This is a genomic window from Desulfotomaculum sp., assembly GCF_982386235.1.
Map to the genome: position 1 here is coordinate 85542 of NZ_CEVWQM010000001.1, position 19768 is coordinate 105309.

General features: G+C 43.8%; 15 protein-coding genes and 1 other annotated feature. Of the genes, 10 read left to right on the top strand and 5 right to left on the bottom strand.

What is annotated here, in order from left to right:
• Nucleotides 1–221 precede the first annotated feature (221 nt).
• Both AC1U9Z_RS00455 and AC1U9Z_RS00460 read right to left on the bottom strand, forming a co-directional pair.
• Nucleotides 222–1145 (bottom strand): LysR family transcriptional regulator, encoded by a 924-nt coding sequence (locus tag AC1U9Z_RS00455; protein WP_479955135.1) that lies wholly within the window; start codon nucleotides 1143–1145, stop codon nucleotides 222–224.
• Nucleotides 1146–1230: 85 nt separating this feature from the next.
• On the bottom strand, nucleotides 1231–2535 hold the full coding sequence (locus tag AC1U9Z_RS00460; protein ID WP_479955137.1) for a DUF512 domain-containing protein: 1305 nt from the start codon (nucleotides 2533–2535) through the stop codon (nucleotides 1231–1233).
• Between the two features lie 933 nt (nucleotides 2536–3468).
• Between AC1U9Z_RS00460 and AC1U9Z_RS00465 the strand changes: the two genes are divergently transcribed.
• The 5 genes from AC1U9Z_RS00465 (at nucleotide 3469) to ligA (ending at nucleotide 9965) form a co-directional block, all read left to right on the top strand.
• Complete coding sequence (locus AC1U9Z_RS00465) at nucleotides 3469–3705, top strand: hypothetical protein (protein ID WP_479955139.1); 237 nt, start codon at nucleotides 3469–3471, stop codon at nucleotides 3703–3705.
• Nucleotides 3671–4279, top strand: a complete 609-nt coding sequence (locus tag AC1U9Z_RS00470) for a UbiD family decarboxylase (protein WP_479955141.1) — start codon at nucleotides 3671–3673, stop codon at nucleotides 4277–4279. Before AC1U9Z_RS00465 ends, AC1U9Z_RS00470 begins: the two co-directional genes overlap by 35 nt.
• 264 nt (nucleotides 4280–4543) lie before the next feature.
• Nucleotides 4544–6730: a DNA helicase PcrA gene (gene pcrA / locus AC1U9Z_RS00475; RefSeq protein ID WP_479955143.1), complete on the top strand. Its 2187-nt coding sequence runs from the start codon at nucleotides 4544–4546 to the stop codon at nucleotides 6728–6730.
• A 29-nt stretch (nucleotides 6731–6759) separates the two neighbouring features.
• Entirely contained in the window at nucleotides 6760–7638 is an 879-nt protein-coding gene (locus AC1U9Z_RS00480) for a lipid II flippase Amj family protein (RefSeq protein WP_479955145.1), read from the top strand.
• Nucleotides 7639–7766: 128 nt separating this feature from the next.
• The gene (gene ligA / locus AC1U9Z_RS00485) at nucleotides 7767–9965 is read left to right on the top strand and encodes an NAD-dependent DNA ligase LigA (RefSeq protein ID WP_479955147.1); all 2199 of its coding nucleotides are present in this window, start codon (nucleotides 7767–7769) and stop codon (nucleotides 9963–9965) included.
• 307 nt (nucleotides 9966–10272) lie between these two features.
• Here ligA and AC1U9Z_RS00490 read toward each other — a convergent pair whose 3' ends face one another.
• On the bottom strand, nucleotides 10273–10935 hold the full coding sequence (locus AC1U9Z_RS00490) for an MCP four helix bundle domain-containing protein (RefSeq protein ID WP_479955149.1): 663 nt from the start codon (nucleotides 10933–10935) through the stop codon (nucleotides 10273–10275).
• Between the two features lie 381 nt (nucleotides 10936–11316).
• Nucleotides 11317–12300 carry an ABC transporter substrate-binding protein gene (locus AC1U9Z_RS00495; RefSeq protein ID WP_479955151.1) on the bottom strand — a complete coding sequence of 328 codons (984 nt, stop codon included), beginning with the start codon at nucleotides 12298–12300 and terminating at the stop codon, nucleotides 11317–11319.
• Nucleotides 12301–12579: 279 nt separating this feature from the next.
• Nucleotides 12580–12829, bottom strand: a binding site (T-box leader).
• A 221-nt stretch (nucleotides 12830–13050) separates the two neighbouring features.
• On the opposite strand from AC1U9Z_RS00495, the gene AC1U9Z_RS00500 reads away from it, so the two are divergent.
• On the top strand, nucleotides 13051–14319 hold the full coding sequence (locus AC1U9Z_RS00500; protein WP_479955338.1) for an outer membrane protein assembly factor BamB family protein: 1269 nt from the start codon (nucleotides 13051–13053) through the stop codon (nucleotides 14317–14319).
• Nucleotides 14216–15595 carry an S-layer homology domain-containing protein gene (locus AC1U9Z_RS00505; protein WP_479955153.1) on the top strand — a complete coding sequence of 460 codons (1380 nt, stop codon included), beginning with the start codon at nucleotides 14216–14218 and terminating at the stop codon, nucleotides 15593–15595. The genes AC1U9Z_RS00500 and AC1U9Z_RS00505 overlap by 104 nt, the downstream gene beginning before the upstream one ends.
• Before the next feature lie 181 nt (nucleotides 15596–15776).
• On the opposite strand, the gene AC1U9Z_RS00510 is transcribed toward AC1U9Z_RS00505, so the two are convergent.
• Entirely contained in the window at nucleotides 15777–16223 is a 447-nt protein-coding gene (locus tag AC1U9Z_RS00510; RefSeq protein ID WP_479955155.1) for a RidA family protein, read from the bottom strand.
• A gap of 170 nt (nucleotides 16224–16393) precedes the next feature.
• Between AC1U9Z_RS00510 and gatC the strand changes: the two genes are divergently transcribed.
• From gatC to gatB, 3 genes are read left to right on the top strand one after another with little or no spacing between them, the layout of a single operon-like run.
• The gene (gene gatC, locus AC1U9Z_RS00515; RefSeq protein WP_333530140.1) at nucleotides 16394–16675 is read left to right on the top strand and encodes an Asp-tRNA(Asn)/Glu-tRNA(Gln) amidotransferase subunit GatC; all 282 of its coding nucleotides are present in this window, start codon (nucleotides 16394–16396) and stop codon (nucleotides 16673–16675) included.
• An 18-nt stretch (nucleotides 16676–16693) separates the two neighbouring features.
• On the top strand, nucleotides 16694–18157 hold the full coding sequence (gatA, locus tag AC1U9Z_RS00520) for an Asp-tRNA(Asn)/Glu-tRNA(Gln) amidotransferase subunit GatA (RefSeq protein WP_479955158.1): 1464 nt from the start codon (nucleotides 16694–16696) through the stop codon (nucleotides 18155–18157).
• Between the two features lie 4 nt (nucleotides 18158–18161).
• A complete protein-coding gene (gene gatB, locus AC1U9Z_RS00525) occupies nucleotides 18162–19604 on the top strand; it encodes an Asp-tRNA(Asn)/Glu-tRNA(Gln) amidotransferase subunit GatB (RefSeq protein WP_479955160.1) in 1443 nt (480 codons plus the stop codon).
• Nucleotides 19605–19768 lie beyond the last annotated feature (164 nt).

A 19768-nucleotide genomic window follows, 5' to 3' on the forward strand; every position in this document is an offset into this window, starting at 1 on the left:
ACGGCCTTCCCCATCTTGCGGCAATTGCTCATTCGATTATTCAGCACGTTATACAATATGATCCATTTTGAAAAAGAGTCGCTGTTCGCTTAGCAGCGTTTGTAAAAAAATTACCCATATAGGATGCTCCTTGCTGTACAATTTTTTGTCAGTATAGCATAGGAAAGACCATATAGGGTAATACATAAATTTTATATTAATATATAGTTTTTAACTATAACCTATTCTTGCAATGGAAGACCATATTCTTGTATTACCGCCTTCAATTCATTTAAATAAGCATTCGCCAGCTTACTTAGTTGTATCTGATGGTTGGAAATCCAGCCAACCTGAATACGATCATCGACTTTTAGTGGTACAGATATAATATTGTCGCCGTTTAAATCTGCGCTGACAATTCCAGTGGATATGGTATAACCATTCAAGCCAATTAAAAGATTGAACAGGGTTGCCCGATCGCTGACATAGATGTTCTTCTTATGAAATACCGTGCTTAAAATTTCTTCTGAAAAATAGAAAGAGTTGAATTCGCCCTGTTCAAAGGACAAGTAAGGATACTCCTCGAGATCCTCCAAGGTGACAAATTCCCGCCCGGCAAGTGGGTTTTGCGTGCTTATAAAAATATGCGGCTTCGCAGTAAACAACGGGTGAAAATCAAGACGATTTTCACGCAGCAGCTTTTCTATAACCCTTTGGTTAAAGGGGTTTATATACATGATGCCAATTTCACTGCGCAGATTCTTGACATCTTCAATAATTTCATACGTCCGTGTTTCCCGAAGAGTAAATTCATACTCATCCGCACCGCTTTGCTTGATAAGGTTTACAAAGGCATTAACTGCAAAAGCATAATGCTGAGTAGAAATAGAGCAAAGTTGCCTTGAAGGTTTTTTGTTCAAGTACCGCTGTTCCAAAAGTCCTACCTGCTCGACAACCTGCCGGGCATAACCGAGGAATTCGGCGCCGTCCCGGGAAAGCGTGATTCCTTTCGGGGTTCGGATAAATAGTTCTATGCCGATTTCGGTTTCAAGCTCCTTAACAGCGTTTGAAAGAGTGGGTTGCGTAACATACAGCCTTTTTGCAGCCTCATTGATAGACCCGCAATTGGTTATCTCGATGATATATTTTAATTGTTTCAATTTCATAAGCTTCTCCAACTTCCAATGAAATCCATTTCAACGATGTTACCTTTGCATAAATCAGTCCGGTTCTGACTGCGAAAAAACCCACTTAAATATGTTCGTTAATGACCTGAATCAAGTCTTCCCCCGTAAAATCACAGAGTAAAATCTGCTTGTTAAAATATTTTTCCAAGTCAACAGCAGTAACATCATCCAGCATGATATTTTCGTCACTCTTAAACATATTCTTAGGCATTATTATATAATCGAAAACACGCTGCGGCTGGATCTGTTTCATAATATCCTGTCCGGTCAGCAGGCCGGCCACCGTAATTGTCGGACCAAAAAAATCATTTATAACTTTATGAACATTTATTTTGATGCTGTTATTTTTTTTCTCAATAGCCTGCGCAGCCCATACTATTTCTTTGTAGGCGGAAACACCTGTAATCAAACTGAATGATCCTTTTCCTTTTCTGTTAAGCTTTTTGAGATTTTTTGTAATGCTATCTCTAAAAAATCGGATCATTCCGATACCATCTTCAATTTGCTCAAAATCTCCGTAAAATTCGGTATCCGGAATTTCAGTCCCAGAAAGCACATAGAATTCATCAGCCAATCTGATAAAGGGTGTTCCAATTTGCCTCAATGCCTTTTTCTGAAACGGACTTATCCTGTCAAGTTCTGCTTTAGCACGATGAGCATCATATAAGGTTATATCTTTTAGATTTTTCCTAAACTTAGTAACCCCAACCGGTACTGCCGCAACATTTTCAATCGACGGATATAGTTTATATAGGTCATTTACTGTTTTTATTAATTCTTCCCCATTATTATAGCCAGGACACAATACGATTTGACAATTCATGCGGATACCGGCAGCGGCTAATTTCTCCAGTCTTTCATAAATATTTCCGGCAAATCTGTTATTAAGCATCTTTTTTCTAAGCTCAGCATTGGTTGTGTGTACCGAAACATTGATAGGACTGATTCTGTATCGAATAATTCTTTCGAAATCATCATCGGTCATATTTGTTAAGGTCACAAAATTGCCTTGAAGAAAAGACAATCTTGAATCATCATCTTTAAAATACAGCGTTTTTCGCATTCCTGGCGGCAACTGGTCAATAAAACAAAAAAGGCAATTATTATGACAGCGTCGAGCTTGATCGATGATGCCATTTTCAAACTCAAGGCCTAAATCCTCTTGATAATCCTTTTCAACTTCAAGAGTCCAAATCTCTCCATTTTTCTTTTCTATTTCAACCTCTATGTAATCATCTGCCATTAAAAACTTATAGTCTATGATATCTTTAATCTCCGTGCCATTTATACTGATCAGGCTATCTCCGACTTCGACCTCTAATTCTTCGGCAATACTGCATTTTATTATCTTTGATATTTTAGTGTTCATTTTTCCATTCCTTTTGAATATATACTTAAACCCACAGCGGCCACCTCATATGATCGCCACGGTGTGACGCTTAGTATACATGTATATATTTGGACATAAAAAAACGGCCAATTAGCCGGGAAGGACAGATTAATTACGCAAATCCCATTCCTGTCATCGCGATCAATAGGCGATGACAACTAGCCAGTTTTCCTAGCGATATAAAGCATCGATGCCAAACCTTCCAAAGCTTTCTCTCCACTAGCATAAACTTAGAGTTACTTTTGGATCACACAAAGTAGCTATCCTAAACATTCGCACTTATTATTACAATACCTGCCACCGATTTTCTTGTCAAGAAATCCTATTAATTCTCTGTTAAATATCTCTCAAAATACCGTTTCAACGGTTGACCCATAATAAACCCGTGCAAAAAGTCCAAGGGAGCAGGGTCAAGGGTTATTTCCCGACACTTAATTACTAGACAAAAAGAAGGTGGTTTTGGCTTTGAAAATCTATCGCCTTATTGCGACATGATCTGCACTTGTATGAATAAGAGGAATCTAATCGCGATGTATAGAAATATTAAATTTGTTCTGGCTAACTCATTAAGATGGGTTAATTACAGTAAGAGAACGAGTGTAAGAAGTATTCGTTTCGGTTAAAGTACCGTTATCTGCTCTTGTGCCATAACGGGTTGACCAATCGTTAGGAATATCAACCCGACCCGTAGAATTGCAAGCGATTTGATTCTTTTGAACATTAGTGCTACCCTTTAAATTATTTTTTAATACCTAGATACGGGAGGTAGCATTTTGGTTTCAAAAAAATTGTTTTTTACCAGAAAAGATTCTCTCTGCTGAGGGGGTCTGAAATATAATGGGTTTGAAAGATAATGGTAAAGTTTAATTATTTAGATGTTTTCGCAGTTGAAAACTTAGGTGGTGGTGGGTCATGAGAAAAATTACCATGGATAGGTTAATGAACAAGGATAAAAAAGCCAAAACATTACAGTTGCAACTTGCTTCTTTAGCCAGTTTGTCAAAGGATAAACGGATCGACCGAAAAGAAAGGCAGCCCGAAGAACTTGATTTGTTGGCTATGGCCATCACAAAAAAATACGAAAAATACTTGAAAGAAGGGATATTGATCAAGGATGGTAGAAATTGGATATTCAATTTCCGAAAATAATATAAAAGAAATCCAAGAAAAAATCACTTTTATTCAAGACCAACCCATGGAATCCTTTCAAAAGAATATAAAAGTTATCAGTTACCTAACTTTCTTGCTTGAGAAGTTAAATATTCGTCCTATTATCGTTGGCGGGCATGCGGTAGAAATATATACAATGGGTCACTATACGACTGTTTATGTAGACTTGGTTCTAAATGGACGAGAATTGGCGGCAAAGGTTTTTGAAATGGTAGGTTTTAAAAAGGCACCGGACTACCGACATTGGTATCACGAAGAATTAGGACTCCCTTTGGAGATACCGGATGATGTTTTAGCCGGAAACATGGATCGGATTCTTCAGGTTACGGTGGAGGATGGTTTTCATGTTTATGTTATCGGCATAGAGGATCTTATTCTTGATCGACTTAGGGCTGCAGTATATTGGAAATCCTCTGCAGATCAGGAGTGGGCCTTACTATTAATGAAATCCCAGTTTGAAGAAATAGATTTCGACTACCTTGAGAGCGAGGCTGGCAAGGAGCCAGATATTAATATCATTAAATTAGTCAAGAAATTAAAGAAAGAAGTTTAAATGTTTGGGACACGCCTATGTGAGGAAAAAATATTTTAAGCTAAGACCAATGCCGAAGGCATGGTCCTGGTCAAACAGTTGGGCGCATTTTAAAAAGCGGAAGGCGAATGGCTAAAGCAGCACCACGGCACAGGTGGTGCTATCTTTTTGTTTAATCGAAAAAATAGTGTGACGGTAACAGCAGGTAATCGATACTTTCTTTCGAATAACAATGTTGATATAATGTACAGTGTTTTCTTTTAATATTACCATTTGGAGGATAAGATGGATATTTTGGCAAATCTTAATGCCGCCCAGGCAGAGGCGGTTCAACATACGGAAGGGCCACTTTTGGTGTTGGCCGGTGCCGGCTCGGGAAAAACCAGGGTGCTGACAAACAGGATTGCTCAGATTTTGAGCCAGGGGGTACGTCCCTACAATATCCTGGCCATTACCTTTACCAATAAGGCGGCCAATGAAATGAGAAATAGAGTGGAAAATTTGGTGCCCCAGGCGGCCAAAGATCTTTGGGTTACCACTTTCCATAGTGCCTGTCTGCGTATTCTGCGCAGGGAGATTGATGTACTGGGCTATGGTTCGAACTTTTCTATTTATGATGATGCGGACCAACAAACCGTGGTCAAAGAATGCCTGAGGGAATTAGATATTGATGAAAAACGCTTTCAACCCAGGGCCATGCTGGCGGCCATCTCCGGCGCCAAAAATAAACTGCAAACCCCGGAACAGTTTGATCGCCAGGCCTTTGAATACTTTGAACAGGTGGCGGCCAGGGTTTATCGCCTGTATCAGGAACGGTTATTTAAAAACAATGCACTGGATTTTGACGATTTAATCACGCTTACGGTGCGCTTGTTCAAAGAACACCCGGATGTTTTGGCTTATTACCAAAATAGATTTAAATATATTCTGGTGGATGAGTACCAGGATACCAACCATACCCAGTATGTATTGGTCAACTTACTGGCAGAAAGCCACCGCAATATTTGTGTGGTGGGGGACCCCAACCAGTCCATTTATAAATGGCGGGGGGCGGATATTAACAATATCCTTGACTTTGAGCATGGTTACCCAGAGGCCAAGGTGGTCAAGCTGGAGCAGAATTACCGCTCCACCGGCAACATTTTGCAGGCGGCCAATGCCCTGATTAAAAACAACCTGGAAGCGAAGGAAATGAAACTCTGGACCGCCCAGGAGGCGGGAACTCTGCTGCATATTTTTCGGGCCGAGAACGAACGATTTGAAGCCATGTATATTGCCGACCGGGTCAAAGACCTGCATTTTTCCCACAACCGCAAATACCGGGACATGGTCATTCTTTACCGAACCCATGCCCAATCCCGGGTTTTTGAAGAAGTTTTCCTACGCCAGGGAATTCCCTATAGCATCTTTGGCGGCCTAAAGTTCTATGACCGTAAGGAAATTAAGGACCTACTGTCCTATCTCAGGGTAATTGTCAACCCAGTGGACAGCCAAAGCCTGCTACGCATTATCAATGTACCAAAGCGGGGGGTGGGAGCTGCTTCTCTGGAGAAAATAAACAATTTTGCTGCTTCACGGGATCTCACGGTTCTCATGTCTTTGGCCCTGGTGGATGATATTGCCGGGGTACCAGCTAAGGCCCGCAAGCAATGCCGGGAACTGGCTGACACCATCGCCAGTCTTAGAAAACAGGCGGAATTCCTTTCGGTAACAGAAATTACCGAAGAGGTTCTCAACCGAACTGGTTACAAGGCTGAACTGGAACTGGAAAATACCGTGGAAGCCAGAACCAGGCTGGAGAACTTGCAGGAATTCCTTACGGTAACCAAGGAATTCGACAAACAACAGGGAGAAGAAGCCGGGGGCCTGGCAGATTTCCTAGCCACCATTTCTTTGGTCACTGATTTAGACCGGCATGACCCGGCAAGTGACCAGATCACCCTCATGACCCTGCACAGTGCCAAGGGCTTGGAGTATCCGGTGGTCTTTTTGACTGGCATGGAGGAAGGGGTGTTCCCCCACAGCCGAACCCTTTACGACGAAGGGGAATTGGAAGAAGAACGCCGCTTAGCCTATGTGGGTATTACCCGGGCTGAAGAGGAGCTTTATATTACCCACTGCTGGGAAAGAACCCTGTTTGGCAGAACCAACATGAATGCCAAATCCCGATTTTTAGAAGAAATCCCAGCGGAACTGACCGTTGGCCAAACGCCGGTGAAAAAATCCCTAGGAATTTCCGGTCAGCCAATCAAGCCAGGACTAGCCAATAAAACCGGTACAGCGGCAATCCCTTCTACCCCAGCAACCCCTGGGAACTTTAAGTTGGGGGACAAGGTACGTCATGCCAAGTGGGGCGACGGGGTTATCGTCAAGGTAAAGGGAGACGGCGGCAACGCCGAACTGACGGTAGCCTTTCCGGAACTGGGTCTGAAAACCCTGATTGCCCAGTTTGCACCACTAGAAAAGATCTAATCTGGAAACAATAATGGCGGAGGAAGAATATGGACCGCTTAATTGCCGTGGTGGTTTTAACCGCCATCATCCATTTAATTAATACCTTGATTTATGCAGTGCGACCAGCAGGGGTTATTACCAAACGGCTGGCCACTGCTTATTCCCTGTTTAATGTCATCTTTTTAATTGCACAGACCGCCAACATGCTGCAGGCACCGTTGCTTTCATCGATTATTGAGCATGCCATCGTCCGTGGGAACGAGGCTGCCGGTGCCGGGGCTAATTTGCTGGAAAACGCGATCTATCAACAGGAATTAGGGATTTTGAATATACAAATTCGTACGGTGATTTTGGGGGCAACCCTGGGGACATTGCTTGGTGCCGTCTTTATCCCCGCCTTTGTGACCGTCTTTACCCGCGGCATTGATCTCTTTGATCAGGTAAAATCGGTGCCTAAAATGATTGGTTTGGTGTTATTTTCACCAAGAAAAGCAGCCAAAATGATCCGGGCAACCATCAAGATACCCGGCAGACAGTATTTTCGTCAGGCCATACGGGAAAAATTGACCATCCCCAGAAAGTTTTTGGTCTTGAACATCATCGTAACGGGTGTCTATACAACGTCCGTACTTTCTTCACTCTATGCCGGGGCCTTATTTCCGGAATTCCGTGCCACGGCAACACTTCTTTCAGGCATTGTCAATGGTATCGCTACCATTTTATTTGCCACCGTGGTGGACCCCACGGCAGCAGGCATTACCGACCAGGCTTTGCGGGAAGAGCGGCCAGGGCAAGATGTGCAGCAAATGTCCTTTTATCTGGCGGTAACACGTTTGTTGGGAACCCTCTTAGCACAGTTGTTTTTTGTTCCGGCTGCCTATGTGATTAAATACGTGGCAGAGATTATCGCTTTTAATTTTAGATAGGAGTGAAAGCGTGTGGCAGAGCGAACCCATCAAATTAGGGGGAAACGAGCTCTTTAATCATGACTTAAGTACGCTTATTTATGCAGAAGCCGTTGGTTTTAAGTAAAGAAGCAGGAGGAGCTATTTTTATGGATATCGTTGATCGCATTAAAGAGCTGCGGGAGAAGATTGAGTACCATAATAAAAAATATTACGAAGAAGATACACCGGAAATAGGCGATTATGAATATGATTTGATGCTTCGGGAATTAAAGAATCTTGAACAACAATACCCAGAATTAGCAACTCCGGAATCACCTACAAAGAAAGTAGGAGGAAGAGCGAAAAGGGGAGCCAAAAAAATTGCCCACGACGTTCCGATGCTTTCATTGGATGATCGGTTTTCCAGGGAAGAAGTAGCGGACTTTATTGCAAAGATACAAAATGAGGTCAAAGACCCCGTATTTATTGTAGAATACAAAATCGACGGGCTCGCCGTGGCGTTACGATATCGGGACGGAAAATTTTTGGAAGGTATGACGCGTGGCGATGGCGTAAGCTATGGGGAAGATATTACCGAAAACCTTAAGATGATCGATCGTGTGCCGCTCAGAATGCATGAAAAACTTCCATATCTCGAGGTGCGTGGGGAAGTTTACATGAATAACGAAGTTTTTCAGGCAGTCAATGAGAGACAGGAAGAGATAGGGGCTAAAATCTTTGCCAATCCTAGAAATTGTGCGGCAGGCACGATGAGGCAATTAGACCCGAATGTAGTGGCAGAAAGAGATTTATCGATTCTCGTCTTTAATCTTCAGGCGGTTCAGGGGAAAGAATTTACTTCTCATGCAGAGACCCTTGACTGGTTGACCGCCCAAGGTTTCCCAGTACCCAAATATTTTAAGTGTACGAAGGAAGAAGAAGTTTGGGATGCTATTACCTTAATTGGAGAAACCCGTGGTGATCTGCCATTCGGAATTGATGGTGCGGTAGTAAAATTGGATAATCTAGCCGATCGTGAAAAACTGGGAGCTAGTTCAAAGGTGCCGAGATGGGCCATTGCATACAAGTACCCTCCGGAAGAAAAAGCGACGAAGGTGTTGCATATTGAGGTAAACGTTGGCCGGACCGGCAGATTAACACCCTTAGCTATATTGGAACCTGTTCGATTAGCGGGTACCACCGTCTCTCGTGCGTCACTGCATAATCAGGATCAAATTGATCGACTGGATATACGTATTGGTGACACGGTAATCGTACGTAAAGCTGCGGAAATCATTCCGGAGATTGTTCGGGTAATTAAAGAGCAACGGCCCGAAGGTACGGTTCCTTTTCAAATTCCCGATCGATGTCCTGTCTGCGGCGCTCCTGCTTTTCGGGGTGACAACGTAGCGGATATCCGTTGCAGCGGAATTAACTGCCCGGCGCAACTGGCACGACTCATTATACACTTTGCATCCAGGGGAGCAATGGATATAGAGGGCCTAGGTCCGGCAGCGGTTCATTCACTCATGGAGAAGGGATATTTAAAGGATATTGCGGATATATATTATCTCAAAAACCATCGGGAAGAATTTGTTGCGAATGGGATTACTCCGCGACCCCGTAAAAAGGTAGCTTCGGATGCGCGGCCCCAAAAGCAAAAGGAGAATCCGTATCAATCGAGCACCGATAATCTGCTTACGGCGATCGAGCTTTCAAAGGATCAAAACCTGGAACGTCTTATAAACGGTTTTGGCATACCCAATATTGGTAAGCACACAGGGCGTATTTTAGAGGAAAACTTTCCGGACCTAGATGCTATTGCAAAGATTCGTTATGATAAGTATAAACAGTTGAAGGACAAAGAGAAGCAATTAAGGAAAGAACGCAATAAAATTGAAAAGACGCTGAAGACTTCTACCAGCCCAGAGGATTTAGAACTGCTTAATGAAGTGAATAAGCAACTACGTGAGGTTGAGAAAGAACGAAAGGCAAACGGAGATATCAAAGGTATTGGAGAAGTAGGTATAAAAGCGATTTCTGACTTTTTTTCTGAGCCTCAAACCAAAGCGATACTTGAACGTCTTGAACAAGCCGGCGTTAATTTGAAATCAAGATCTTCAAGTAACGTAATGGATAATCGGCTTGAGGGTGCAACCTTTGTTCTTACAGGAACTTTGCCGACAATGAGTAGGGAAGAAGCGACAAGGTTAATTGAAGAACATGGAGGACGTGTTGTTGCAAGTTTATCCGGTAAGACAACCTATCTTCTTGCAGGTGAAAATCCGGGTGGGAAATTAGCAAAGGCGCAAAGTCTAAACGTAGAGGTCATTACGGAAGATAAATTAATGGCAATGTTAGTTTGAAATGATTTATAATGAAGGAATCAAGCATTCTTCATAATTAGCTGTTCCCCTTGATGAATAAAAACGAATACAAGCGTCCATGTTAGAAAAAAGCTAGCCGTTCTTGACTAGCTTCTTTTTTTACTGTAATCACTCCTTTTGGCTTGCCGGATTTCGTCCAAAGAAATGAAAGAAATTGTAAACCTACTGACTAACTAAATTAAAAGCATAAAAAACAGATTGTACATAGAAACAATAAAAATCAGCCACCCAAGTCTTGGCATAAATCCAAATTATGATCAGTTGAGGTCAAAGGCTTATGAATTTTTCATTCCTTTTTACGCATTAAGTTAATCAATTCTCGAAATTCATTTGACGATGTCCATAGTACAATGATTACGATAAGAAGGATGGTAAATAGGTTTGAAAAAAGTATTAATATAATTGTATATTCAAATAGATTAAAAGAACTCTGAGAAGCTCTTTGCGATTTCTTGTTATTATATATAATAATCTTATTAATGGTATCATTTGCTTCATACCAAATAGGGTAAGCCACTTTTATTTGTCGATTGGTAATATCATACTTTTTCTCTTTGCCAGCCTCAAGGGTTGTAGGTAATTTATCAAGGTATTCATGCCAGTTTTTTTCAAAGTATGCATATAAATCAGCCTCTTCCGAAGTAGAAATATAGTGTTCTTCATAAATTTCAAGTTTTTCTTCTATTTCCTTTAATAAGGGTTTTAGTTCTTCATTTTCAATCCTAGACATTTCCTGTGGGTTGTTTTCTAGGGTTAGTCTTAATACGATACTGGGAATATCTGAAACTGCACCATTAATCCACCCCATAAGCTGCAGATTGGGGACCCAAGTTTGTGCGATCTCTTTAGCATTTGAATGCATATTTAATAAATTTTTAATTGTAAAGGTAGTAGAAGCTACGATAATTAAAATAATTAATAAAAAAGCCATGAAATACTTCTTACTCATGCCGGACCCCATTTCCCTTGTTTGTTATTTGGCTATGCTATTAAATAATATAACATGTTCGGAAATTTACTTAAACAAAAAACATTTGCTGTGAGGCTATGTCCTGTGTGGGTGGGGGAAAGGCTCTGGCAGTGTCAGCAAGAAAACCGACTAGGTGGCAGTGAGAGAAAACCCCGGTTCTATGTATGATAAGGCTGTGCCGTTGGGAGTGCCTGTTTTGAACGAGCAGGTGTTTGTTGAATTGCTGGGCGAATAGCTGCGGGCTGATGGCCTTGGGGCATGGGTTAAGCCCTTAGCCATCAGCCCGCAGCTATGTCATCCTGAGTGTTCGCAAAAAATCCGAGTATATGCTACCCAATGAAGGTATGTGCAAAGATAAATTTACTCAATCACCTTCTTTGCCTTTGCCTTCACTGATTCTGGTATGGTGACGCCCATTCTTGCCGCTGCCTCTAGGTTCAGCACCAGATCGGTGCCGCTCTGGCTTTGGATCGCCATATCCTGGGGTTTTTCACCACTTAATATCCTTAGAGCCATTTCACCGGTGGTGCGGCCTAGCTGGTAGTAGTCGATGCCAATGGTAGCCAGGGCACCGTTTTCAACGGAACTTACTTCACCCGTGATAACAGGTATTTTGTTATCTTCCGCTACCTTTAGTACAGCGGCGATGGAGGAAATAACCATGTTGTCGGTGGGAAGATAGATGGCATCCACCTGATTCGTTAAGGACTGGGCGGCTTGCATTACTTCACTGCTGGCATTTACTGTAACTTTTTTTAATTGCAAACCCAATTCAGGGGCAGCCTGGTCGGCCACATCAACTTGGATCTGGGAATTAATTTCACTGGCGTTATAGATAATTCCTACTTTTTTTGCATTGGGTACAATTTCTTGAATCAGCTTTAACTGATCTTTTACTGGGTTCATGTCTGTGGTGCCGGTTACATTTGTGTCAGGTTTCTCTGTGCTTTTAACCAGTTTAGCACTTACCGGATCGGTAACCGCTGTGATTAAAATGGGAATGTCACTGCTTTCATTAGCCATCATCATGGCAGAGGGGGTAGCAATGGCCAGCACAAGATCGCTGCGCTCCTGGACAAACTTGCGGGCAATGGTCTGTAGGTTTCCTTGATCACCCTGGGCATTTTGATAATCAACCGTAAGTTTTTCACCCTCTGCGTAACCCTGCTCCTTAAGCAGGTCTAAAAATCCTTGTCTGGTTGCATCTAAGGAAGGATGTTCGACGATTTGGATAATCCCGAGTTTTACCTTGTCGGTTTCTTGGGCTTTATTAGTTTCATTGCCACAGCCGGTCAAGCCTAAAGCAATCAATAACATGACGGATAATAATAATAGCTTTTTCATTTTTTTTACCTCCAAGAATTTTGTTAGAATTTCGATGCACAAAAACAACTAAGGTTGTTATTATTTTGTGCTTTAAGAGCTTGGTGCCAGTGTCGTTTTCTTTAAAATCAGGAAGCAGGAAAGTTTCGAAAACAACGCCCCCTTTCAGACAAATAAAAAACTCCCCGTCCCCTAAAGGGACGAAGAGTTACTCCGCGGTACCACCCAAATTGGCTAATAGCCCAGCTCATAGGTACAGGAAAATAAACCCACCCCGGTAATAAAAAAAGCACTTCATCCCCAAGGGACGAAATGCTTGATTTCGCGGTACCACCCTAATTGCAAAAGCCGCTTTACCGGTACGGGACTTACAGTCCAATACCTTTTCCCTTTTAACGGCAGGAATCCCCGGCCACACCTAATTCATCCGTTCAGTGCGGCAACTCCGGAGGGAACTTCAATCAACCATACCTTGAAGAAGCTTCCAGTCTCGACTTCTTCTCCCTGGAAGGCTGGACTCTGATCTACTTTTCTCCATCATTGTCGATGATGTATCTTGTTAATCAATAAACTAACATAACTTATTTTGTTCGTCAATAGCATTTTTATCCACCAAGTGATAGCGGTTAGTTATTTGGCCATGGCAGGACTTTTTTCCGTTGTTTTGCTTTAGGGGGTTATTGGCCCAGGCGGAAAATAATTGCTATGGAGGAAGGAGATAGCTAGCTTGTTCAAGAAATGAAAGGAATGGGGGTTGATGCTGTGACACTAATGAAACGGGCATTGTTGCTAACTTTGATGCTTTTTTTATTTGTTAATCATGCCGAGGCTGCGGGTAGATTTTATCCCTATGGGGAAGTGAAATGGACGGTGGAGAAGGCCGGGAAGTTATCGGCGGATGTTACCATTACGGATAATGGTCTCCTTTATACTCCGGTGGGCAATAAAATCATATGCTATGACTGGAACCGTGGCACCAAGCTTTGGGAAAGAAAGATGGATGTGGGAGGAAAAATTACAGAACCACTTTTGATACAAAACCAAACGATTTATGTTACTGGAACGGATGGTATTCAGCAAATGAGGCCCAATGGTAATGTTACCTGGCTTTACCGTCTGCTGCCCAAAGCGAAGGGAACAAAAAGCAGTGGGGTGGTGGCCAAAGGGCCCAATGATCTAATATTTCTGGGGCTGGCCGATGGTCTCTATGCCCTGGAACCGCTGAAAAATTATCAGTGGCGTTATTCCGATGATAAAAATATGGTGGCAGCACTGGGTGATGATCGGGCGGTTTATCTTTGTCTGGGGGATCAACAAGGAAGTTTTACCCTACAGGCCATTGATCAGCGGGGTGAAAAACGTTGGCAAAGGAGTCTGGGTGGTATCAAGGATATTAAAATGCAGTTGGGGGCCGATGACACCCTTTATGCCGTAACGAATCCGGAGAAGTTAGAGCGAAATTCAGTGGCCAAAGTAAGATGTTATGACAAGGTGAATGGTGAGGAGCTTTGGTCTTACGCCGTTAGGACAGAAAGCCTTACAGATATTAGCTTGGCCGGGGATGATTTACTGTTCTTTTGTGGTAATGGCAAACTTTATTGTCTGAACAACAAGGGAGAATTGCAATGGGACCTCCCGCTGCTTAATGTTTCCTCGGGTGCGGCTGTGGATGCAGCGAAGAAACGTATTTATGTAGGCAGTACCGATGGAAGAATTTTTTGTGTTGGCTTTGCCGGTCGTGTGCTATGGGAAAAAGAGATCGACAAAACCACTGGCCAAACCCTGGCCAAGGGTGGCGGTGCCATGATTGATACTGGCAAGGATGAAAAGGATACCATTACCAAAGCACCCAGCCTGTTGCCTGATGGCAGTATCTTTGTTTACACAGATAAAGGAAAGATGTATCGATTTGTTGATACCTTTGGGGGTAAGGACGATGAAAGATTTTTTCAAGAATATAGCTGCCCTATTGCTATTGACATGGTGTCTTCTTCAGCCCACGGCGGTTTGGGCACAGGGGGGTCAGGCTGCTGCTGTTGATTTAAAAGATATCCAACAGCACTGGGCCAAGCCGACCATTGAAAAAATAACAGCCATAGGGCTGATGTCCGGCTTCGAGGATAACACCTTTCGTCCTAATCAACCGATCAGTTATCTTGAGGCCATCACCAGCAGCTTGGACGGTGCCGGCTATGCAGCCCAGGTTAAAAAAATGAAACGGCCTAAAAATAATCCGGACAGTGCCTATCTGGTGCCAGCCCAGCAAAATTATGTTGATTTTGCCCTGCAGCAAAATTTTCTCCCTGCTGCCATGTTAAATAATTTACGGTACGATGAACCCATCAGCCGGGGAGAATTGGCTTTTTTGCTGGCCAAGGTGTTGTACCTTGAGGTACCCGAAAAAACGATTGCCTTTACAGATCATGCCAATATACCAAAGGAATATATGCCTGCGGTGCAGGCCCTGAGTCAGCTAAAAATTATGTCCGGTTACCCGGACGGAACCTTTCGCATTAAAGATCAGGTGACCCGGGGTGAGTTGGCAGCCATTCTCAGTAAGTTTTATGAACAGGGCTGGCTTTACCTGGATGCCAAAAGAAAGGCCAGCGGTTGGATTGCTGATGTTACGGAGGATAAGAATGGGTTAGTTGTCCAGCTTAACTCCCTTAAAGGTACGCAAAAAATCTCTGTTAATGCCAACTGCAAAGTCTACTGGCAGGGACACCCGATACAATTAAAGGATTGTATCAATTATCGGCTGGAGGGTATTTTGGATAACAAAAGAAAGCTGGCCTATGTGGAACTGATTGACCGAAGGAATTTCTCCCCGGTACAAAGGGAAGTATATGGCAGTTATCTGCGGCAGGCGGCAGGGGAACCGCTGCTTCTCACGGTGAAGGATTTATTGAATGAGGAAGTAGATTTTCCTGTGGCCTGGGATGCAGAAATCAGTGATGAAAAATCTAAAAGCAAAACCAGCAAAGACCTGCTGACAAAACTTAAGCCCGGTCAATTCTTAAAGCTGGGTCTTACTTCCGGCGGTACGGTAAAGTCCTTAACCATCTTGGAGGTAAAGAATATTAGCGGTGAAATTGACCGTATCAACCGGGCACTGTATCTGGTGAAAAAGAAAAGTGGCAGCAGCAAAAAATATGTACCGGATCACTTTTACAGTTGGGATGCCGGGCGCATCGTTAACAAAGAGGGAGAGGATGCCGGAGATCCCGATGAGAAGGACAAGGTGAAAATCCTTTATATCGGCGAACCTTTCTATGAAAGGGTGCTGGAGATTCAGGTACTGGAGCGGGTGGATTAACTAAAAGATACAAAGAACGGCGGAAGCATGGTGGGTAAAGGTGGCGAATATTGCACCAACGGGGATAACGATAGCACCTGGCAATTCTAAAGTGGTATCCTTCCTAAGTGAAAAACGACTCGTTGGCTAATCGCTAACAGCTAAAAACAAGGACATGCATACGGCATGTCCTTTGTTCAGCCTATTTTCCACCGCAGCCACAACCGCCGTCGCCGCTTGAGGCGTGGCCATGGCCATGTCCATGGCCTGGTGCAGCAATTACTTCAATTTCTACTCCAACATCCCTGGGTAGACGGGCAACTTGCACCAGGGAGCGGGCAGGAGAGGGATTGGGGAAGTACTCAGCGTAGATCTCATTGATTTTTTCAAAATCATTCATATCCTTGATAAACACAGTGGTTTTCACCACTTGATCCATACGGGCACCGGCGGCCTCCAAAATAGCCTTGACGTTTTCCAGGCTACGACGAGTCTGAGCCTGAATGTCACCAGCAACCAGATTACCAGTGGCAGGGTCAAAGGGGATTTGGCCGGATGTAAAGATAAAAGGGCCAAAAGAAATGGCCTGGGAGTAAGGGCCAATGGCAGCCGGGGCTTTGTCAGTACGAATAACCTTTTTCTCGTGCATAAGCATGCCTCCTTTAAAAAAATATAAAACCTAAAAATAGATTACCCCAATTCCAATATTATAACAGCTAATTTTAAATTTAAAAGATTTCAAATTTATGGTTATATTGCGTTTTATTTGAAAAACTTGGTATAATACTTAACAGTTTTGAGCAAAGGAAGTGTTCTTGATTGATTAGTAAAAAAGATGTTGAGCATGTGGCTTTGCTGGCCCGGCTGGCATTAGAGGAAGAAGAAAAAGAGCTGTACACCCGGCAATTAAATAAAATCCTAGATGCTGCCAAGGCATTACAGGAACTGAATACCGATCATGTGCCTCCTACCGCCCACGTTCTCCCCCTGCAAAATGTCTTTAGGGAAGACAAAATTGGCCAACATATTGACCCCAAAGAAGCCCTGGCCAATGCCCCGGACAAGGAAGAAAACTTCTTTAAGGTACCCAAAATTGTTTAAGAAATAGGAGGGAGATATTTGGAGCTCTTTCAACTCACCGCTCACCAACTTCAACAAATGTTATTAAAAAAAGACATTTCCGCCTTGGATATAACCGAGGTTGTTTTTAATCGTATTGAACAGGTTGAAGATAAAGTAAAATCCTATCTTACCCTGACCAGGGATCAGGCCGAAGCAAAGGCCCGGCAGGTGGACAAGAAAATTGCCGCCGGGGAACCAATTGGCCCCCTGGCAGGAATCCCCATTGCCATCAAAGACAACCTGTGTACCGAGGGTGTTCGTACCACCTGTGCTTCCAAAATACTGCAAGATTTCATCCCCCCCTACTCAGCCACCTCGGTGCAAAGGGTCCAGGCAGCAGATATGGTGCTGGTGGGGAAAACCAACCTGGACGAATTTGCCATGGGTTCCTCCACCGAAAACTCCGGCTTTCATTTAACGCACAACCCCTGGGATATTGACAGGGTTCCCGGTGGTTCCAGCGGTGGTTCGGCCGCCGCTGTGGCTGCGGGGGAGGCCATTGTTTCCTTGGGGTCTGATACCGGTGGTTCCATCCGGCAGCCGGCGGCCTTTTGTGGTGTGGTAGGCATGAAACCCACCTACGGCGGTGTATCTCGCTATGGATTGGTAGCCTATGCCTCTTCACTGGATCAAATCGGACCCTTTACCCGGGATGTCACCGATATGGCCCAGGTGCTGAATGTGATCTGTGGCCATGACCCCATGGACAGTACCTCTGCCAATATCAAGCAACCGGATTATACGCAGTATCTAATAAATGATATTAAAGGGATGAAAATTGGTGTACCCCGGGAATACATGGCGGATGGCATTGACCATCCGGTGAAGGAAAGGATTAATGCAGCCATTGAAAAGCTAACCGAATTGGGTGCCTTTGTGGAGGAAACCAGTCTGCCCCATACAGATTACGCCATGCCAGCCTATTACCTAATTGCCACCGCTGAGGCCAGCTCAAATCTAGCCCGCTACGATGGGGTGCGTTACGGCTATCGGGTGAAAGATGCCCACGACCTGGTGGACATGTTTATGCGCAGCCGCAGCCAGGGTTTTGGTGATGAGGTAAAACGTCGGATTATGTTGGGTACCTATTCCCTTTCCGCTGGTTATTACGATGCCTACTACCTCAAGGCTTTAAAGGTACGAACCTTGATCAAACAAGACTTTGATCAGGCCTTTACCAAATACGATGCCTTGCTATCACCCACATCTCCCAGCACGGCTTTTAAAATAGGAGCTATGGTTAATGACCCGATTCAAATGTATTTACAGGATGTTTGCACCATACCCGTGAACTTGGCAGGTATTCCAGCCCTTTCCCTTCCCTGTGGTTTAGCCAATGATTTACCTGTGGGCCTGCAACTGATGGGGAAAGCCTTTGCTGAAGGAACCCTGTTAAGGATTGCCTACACCTTGGAGCAAAACTCTGATTATACTAGGCTCCGGCCAGTTATAGGGGGATAAGCCATTGACTAAGACCTATGAAACCGTTATTGGCATTGAAGTACATGTTGAACTAAAAACGAACACTAAGATTTTTTGCAACTCCACCACCGAATTTGGCGGTGAGCCCAACCATCATGCTTGCCCGGTGTGTTTAGGCCTGCCTGGAACGCTGCCGGTCCTCAATAAAAAGGTTGTGGAATATGCGGTTAGGGCAGCTTTGGCTTTAAATTGCCAAGTGGCCAGCTTTTCTAAATTTGACCGCAAGAATTACTATTACCCGGACCTGCCAAAAAACTATCAGATCTCCCAGTATGATCTGCCCATTGCCGAGCATGGCTACTTGGATATCAAGGTGGGCGACCGGGAAAAACGTATTGGCATTACCCGCTTGCATCTGGAAGAGGATGCCGGCAAACTGGTGCACCAGGGTAATATTGTAACCACACCCTACTCCCTGGTGGATTACAACCGTACCGGTGTGCCCCTCATTGAAATCGTTTCTGAACCGGACCTGAGATCTTCGGAGGAAGCCCGGGCCTATGTGGAAAAACTGAAGGCCATTATTCAATACACCGGGGTGTCCGATTGCCGTATGGAAGAGGGCAGCCTGCGCTGTGACGTCAACGTCTCGGTTCGTCCAGTGGGCCAAAGGGAATTTGGCACAAAGGCAGAAATAAAAAACCTCAATTCTTTTCGGGCCTTGCAAAGGGCCCTGGAATTTGAAGTAGAAAGGCAAATTAAAGCATTAAATTCCGGGGGCAAGGTTATTCAGGAAACCCGTACCTGGGATGAGGCCAAGGGTATTACCATTTCCATGCGCAGTAAGGAGCAGGCCCATGACTACCGTTATTTTCCTGACCCCGATCTGGTACCCTTGGTGCTGGATCATCAGTGGATTGACTTTATTCGTGAATCCTTGCCGGAACTTCCTGACCAGCGTCGCACACGCTATATGCAGGAATATGGGCTGCCGGAATATGATGCCTCTGTCCTCACCTTAACCAAAGAAATGTCTGACTACTTTGAAGAGGTAATCAAATACGATGATCAGCCAAAGGTTATTAGCAACTGGCTGATGGGGGATCTAAGCCGTCTTTTGAATGCCAGCGGCATCGATATCACCCAATGCAAAATAAAACCAGCCAGGTTGGCTGAAATGTTAAAACTTATGGACCAAGGAACCATTAGCGGCAAAATCGCTAAAACTGTTTTTGAAGAAATGTTCAACTCCGGCAAGGACCCGGCAGTTATTGTCAAAGAAAAGGGTCTGGTGCAAATTTCCGATGCAGGTGCCATTGCCTCTGTGGTGGCAGAAGTTATCGCTGCCAACCCTAAATCTGTACAGGATTATCAAGCGGGTAAGACCCAAGCCATTGGTTTCCTGGTGGGGCAAGTCATGAAGGCCACCAGGGGTAAAGCGAATCCCGAACTGGTTAATCGAATTCTTCTTGAAAAACTATCGTAGAAGAATTACAAACCAAATTAAATCCACTGTCTAAAAAACGGAACAACATAAAGAAACTGTACAAATAAAGTGATTAAAAAACAAAACATAATCACGAGGCAAAAATAGAAGAAATGAAGAGGAAAATTTAAAAAAAAGCAGAATATACCTATAAACAGAAAATT

Bases quoted from the DNA above. Each gene is read 5' to 3' on its own strand.
- AC1U9Z_RS00490 (WP_479955149.1), bottom strand. From the start codon at position 10,935: ATGAGTAAGAAGTATTTCATGGCTTTTTTATTAATTATTTTAATTATC.
- AC1U9Z_RS00500 (WP_479955338.1), top strand. From the start codon at position 13,051: ATGAAACGGGCATTGTTGCTAACTTTGATGCTTTTTTTATTTGTTAAT.
- AC1U9Z_RS00510 (WP_479955155.1), bottom strand. From the start codon at position 16,223: ATGCACGAGAAAAAGGTTATTCGTACTGACAAAGCCCCGGCTGCCATT.
- AC1U9Z_RS00495 (WP_479955151.1), bottom strand. From the start codon at position 12,300: ATGAAAAAGCTATTATTATTATCCGTCATGTTATTGATTGCTTTAGGC.
- AC1U9Z_RS00505 (WP_479955153.1), top strand. From the start codon at position 14,216: ATGAAAGATTTTTTCAAGAATATAGCTGCCCTATTGCTATTGACATGG.
- AC1U9Z_RS00465 (WP_479955139.1), top strand. From the start codon at position 3,469: ATGAGAAAAATTACCATGGATAGGTTAATGAACAAGGATAAAAAAGCC.
- AC1U9Z_RS00460 (WP_479955137.1), bottom strand. From the start codon at position 2,535: ATGAACACTAAAATATCAAAGATAATAAAATGCAGTATTGCCGAAGAA.
- AC1U9Z_RS00470 (WP_479955141.1), top strand. From the start codon at position 3,671: ATGGTAGAAATTGGATATTCAATTTCCGAAAATAATATAAAAGAAATC.
- AC1U9Z_RS00455 (WP_479955135.1), bottom strand. From the start codon at position 1,145: ATGAAATTGAAACAATTAAAATATATCATCGAGATAACCAATTGCGGG.
- pcrA (WP_479955143.1), top strand. From the start codon at position 4,544: ATGGATATTTTGGCAAATCTTAATGCCGCCCAGGCAGAGGCGGTTCAA.
- AC1U9Z_RS00480 (WP_479955145.1), top strand. From the start codon at position 6,760: ATGGACCGCTTAATTGCCGTGGTGGTTTTAACCGCCATCATCCATTTA.
- ligA (WP_479955147.1), top strand. From the start codon at position 7,767: ATGGATATCGTTGATCGCATTAAAGAGCTGCGGGAGAAGATTGAGTAC.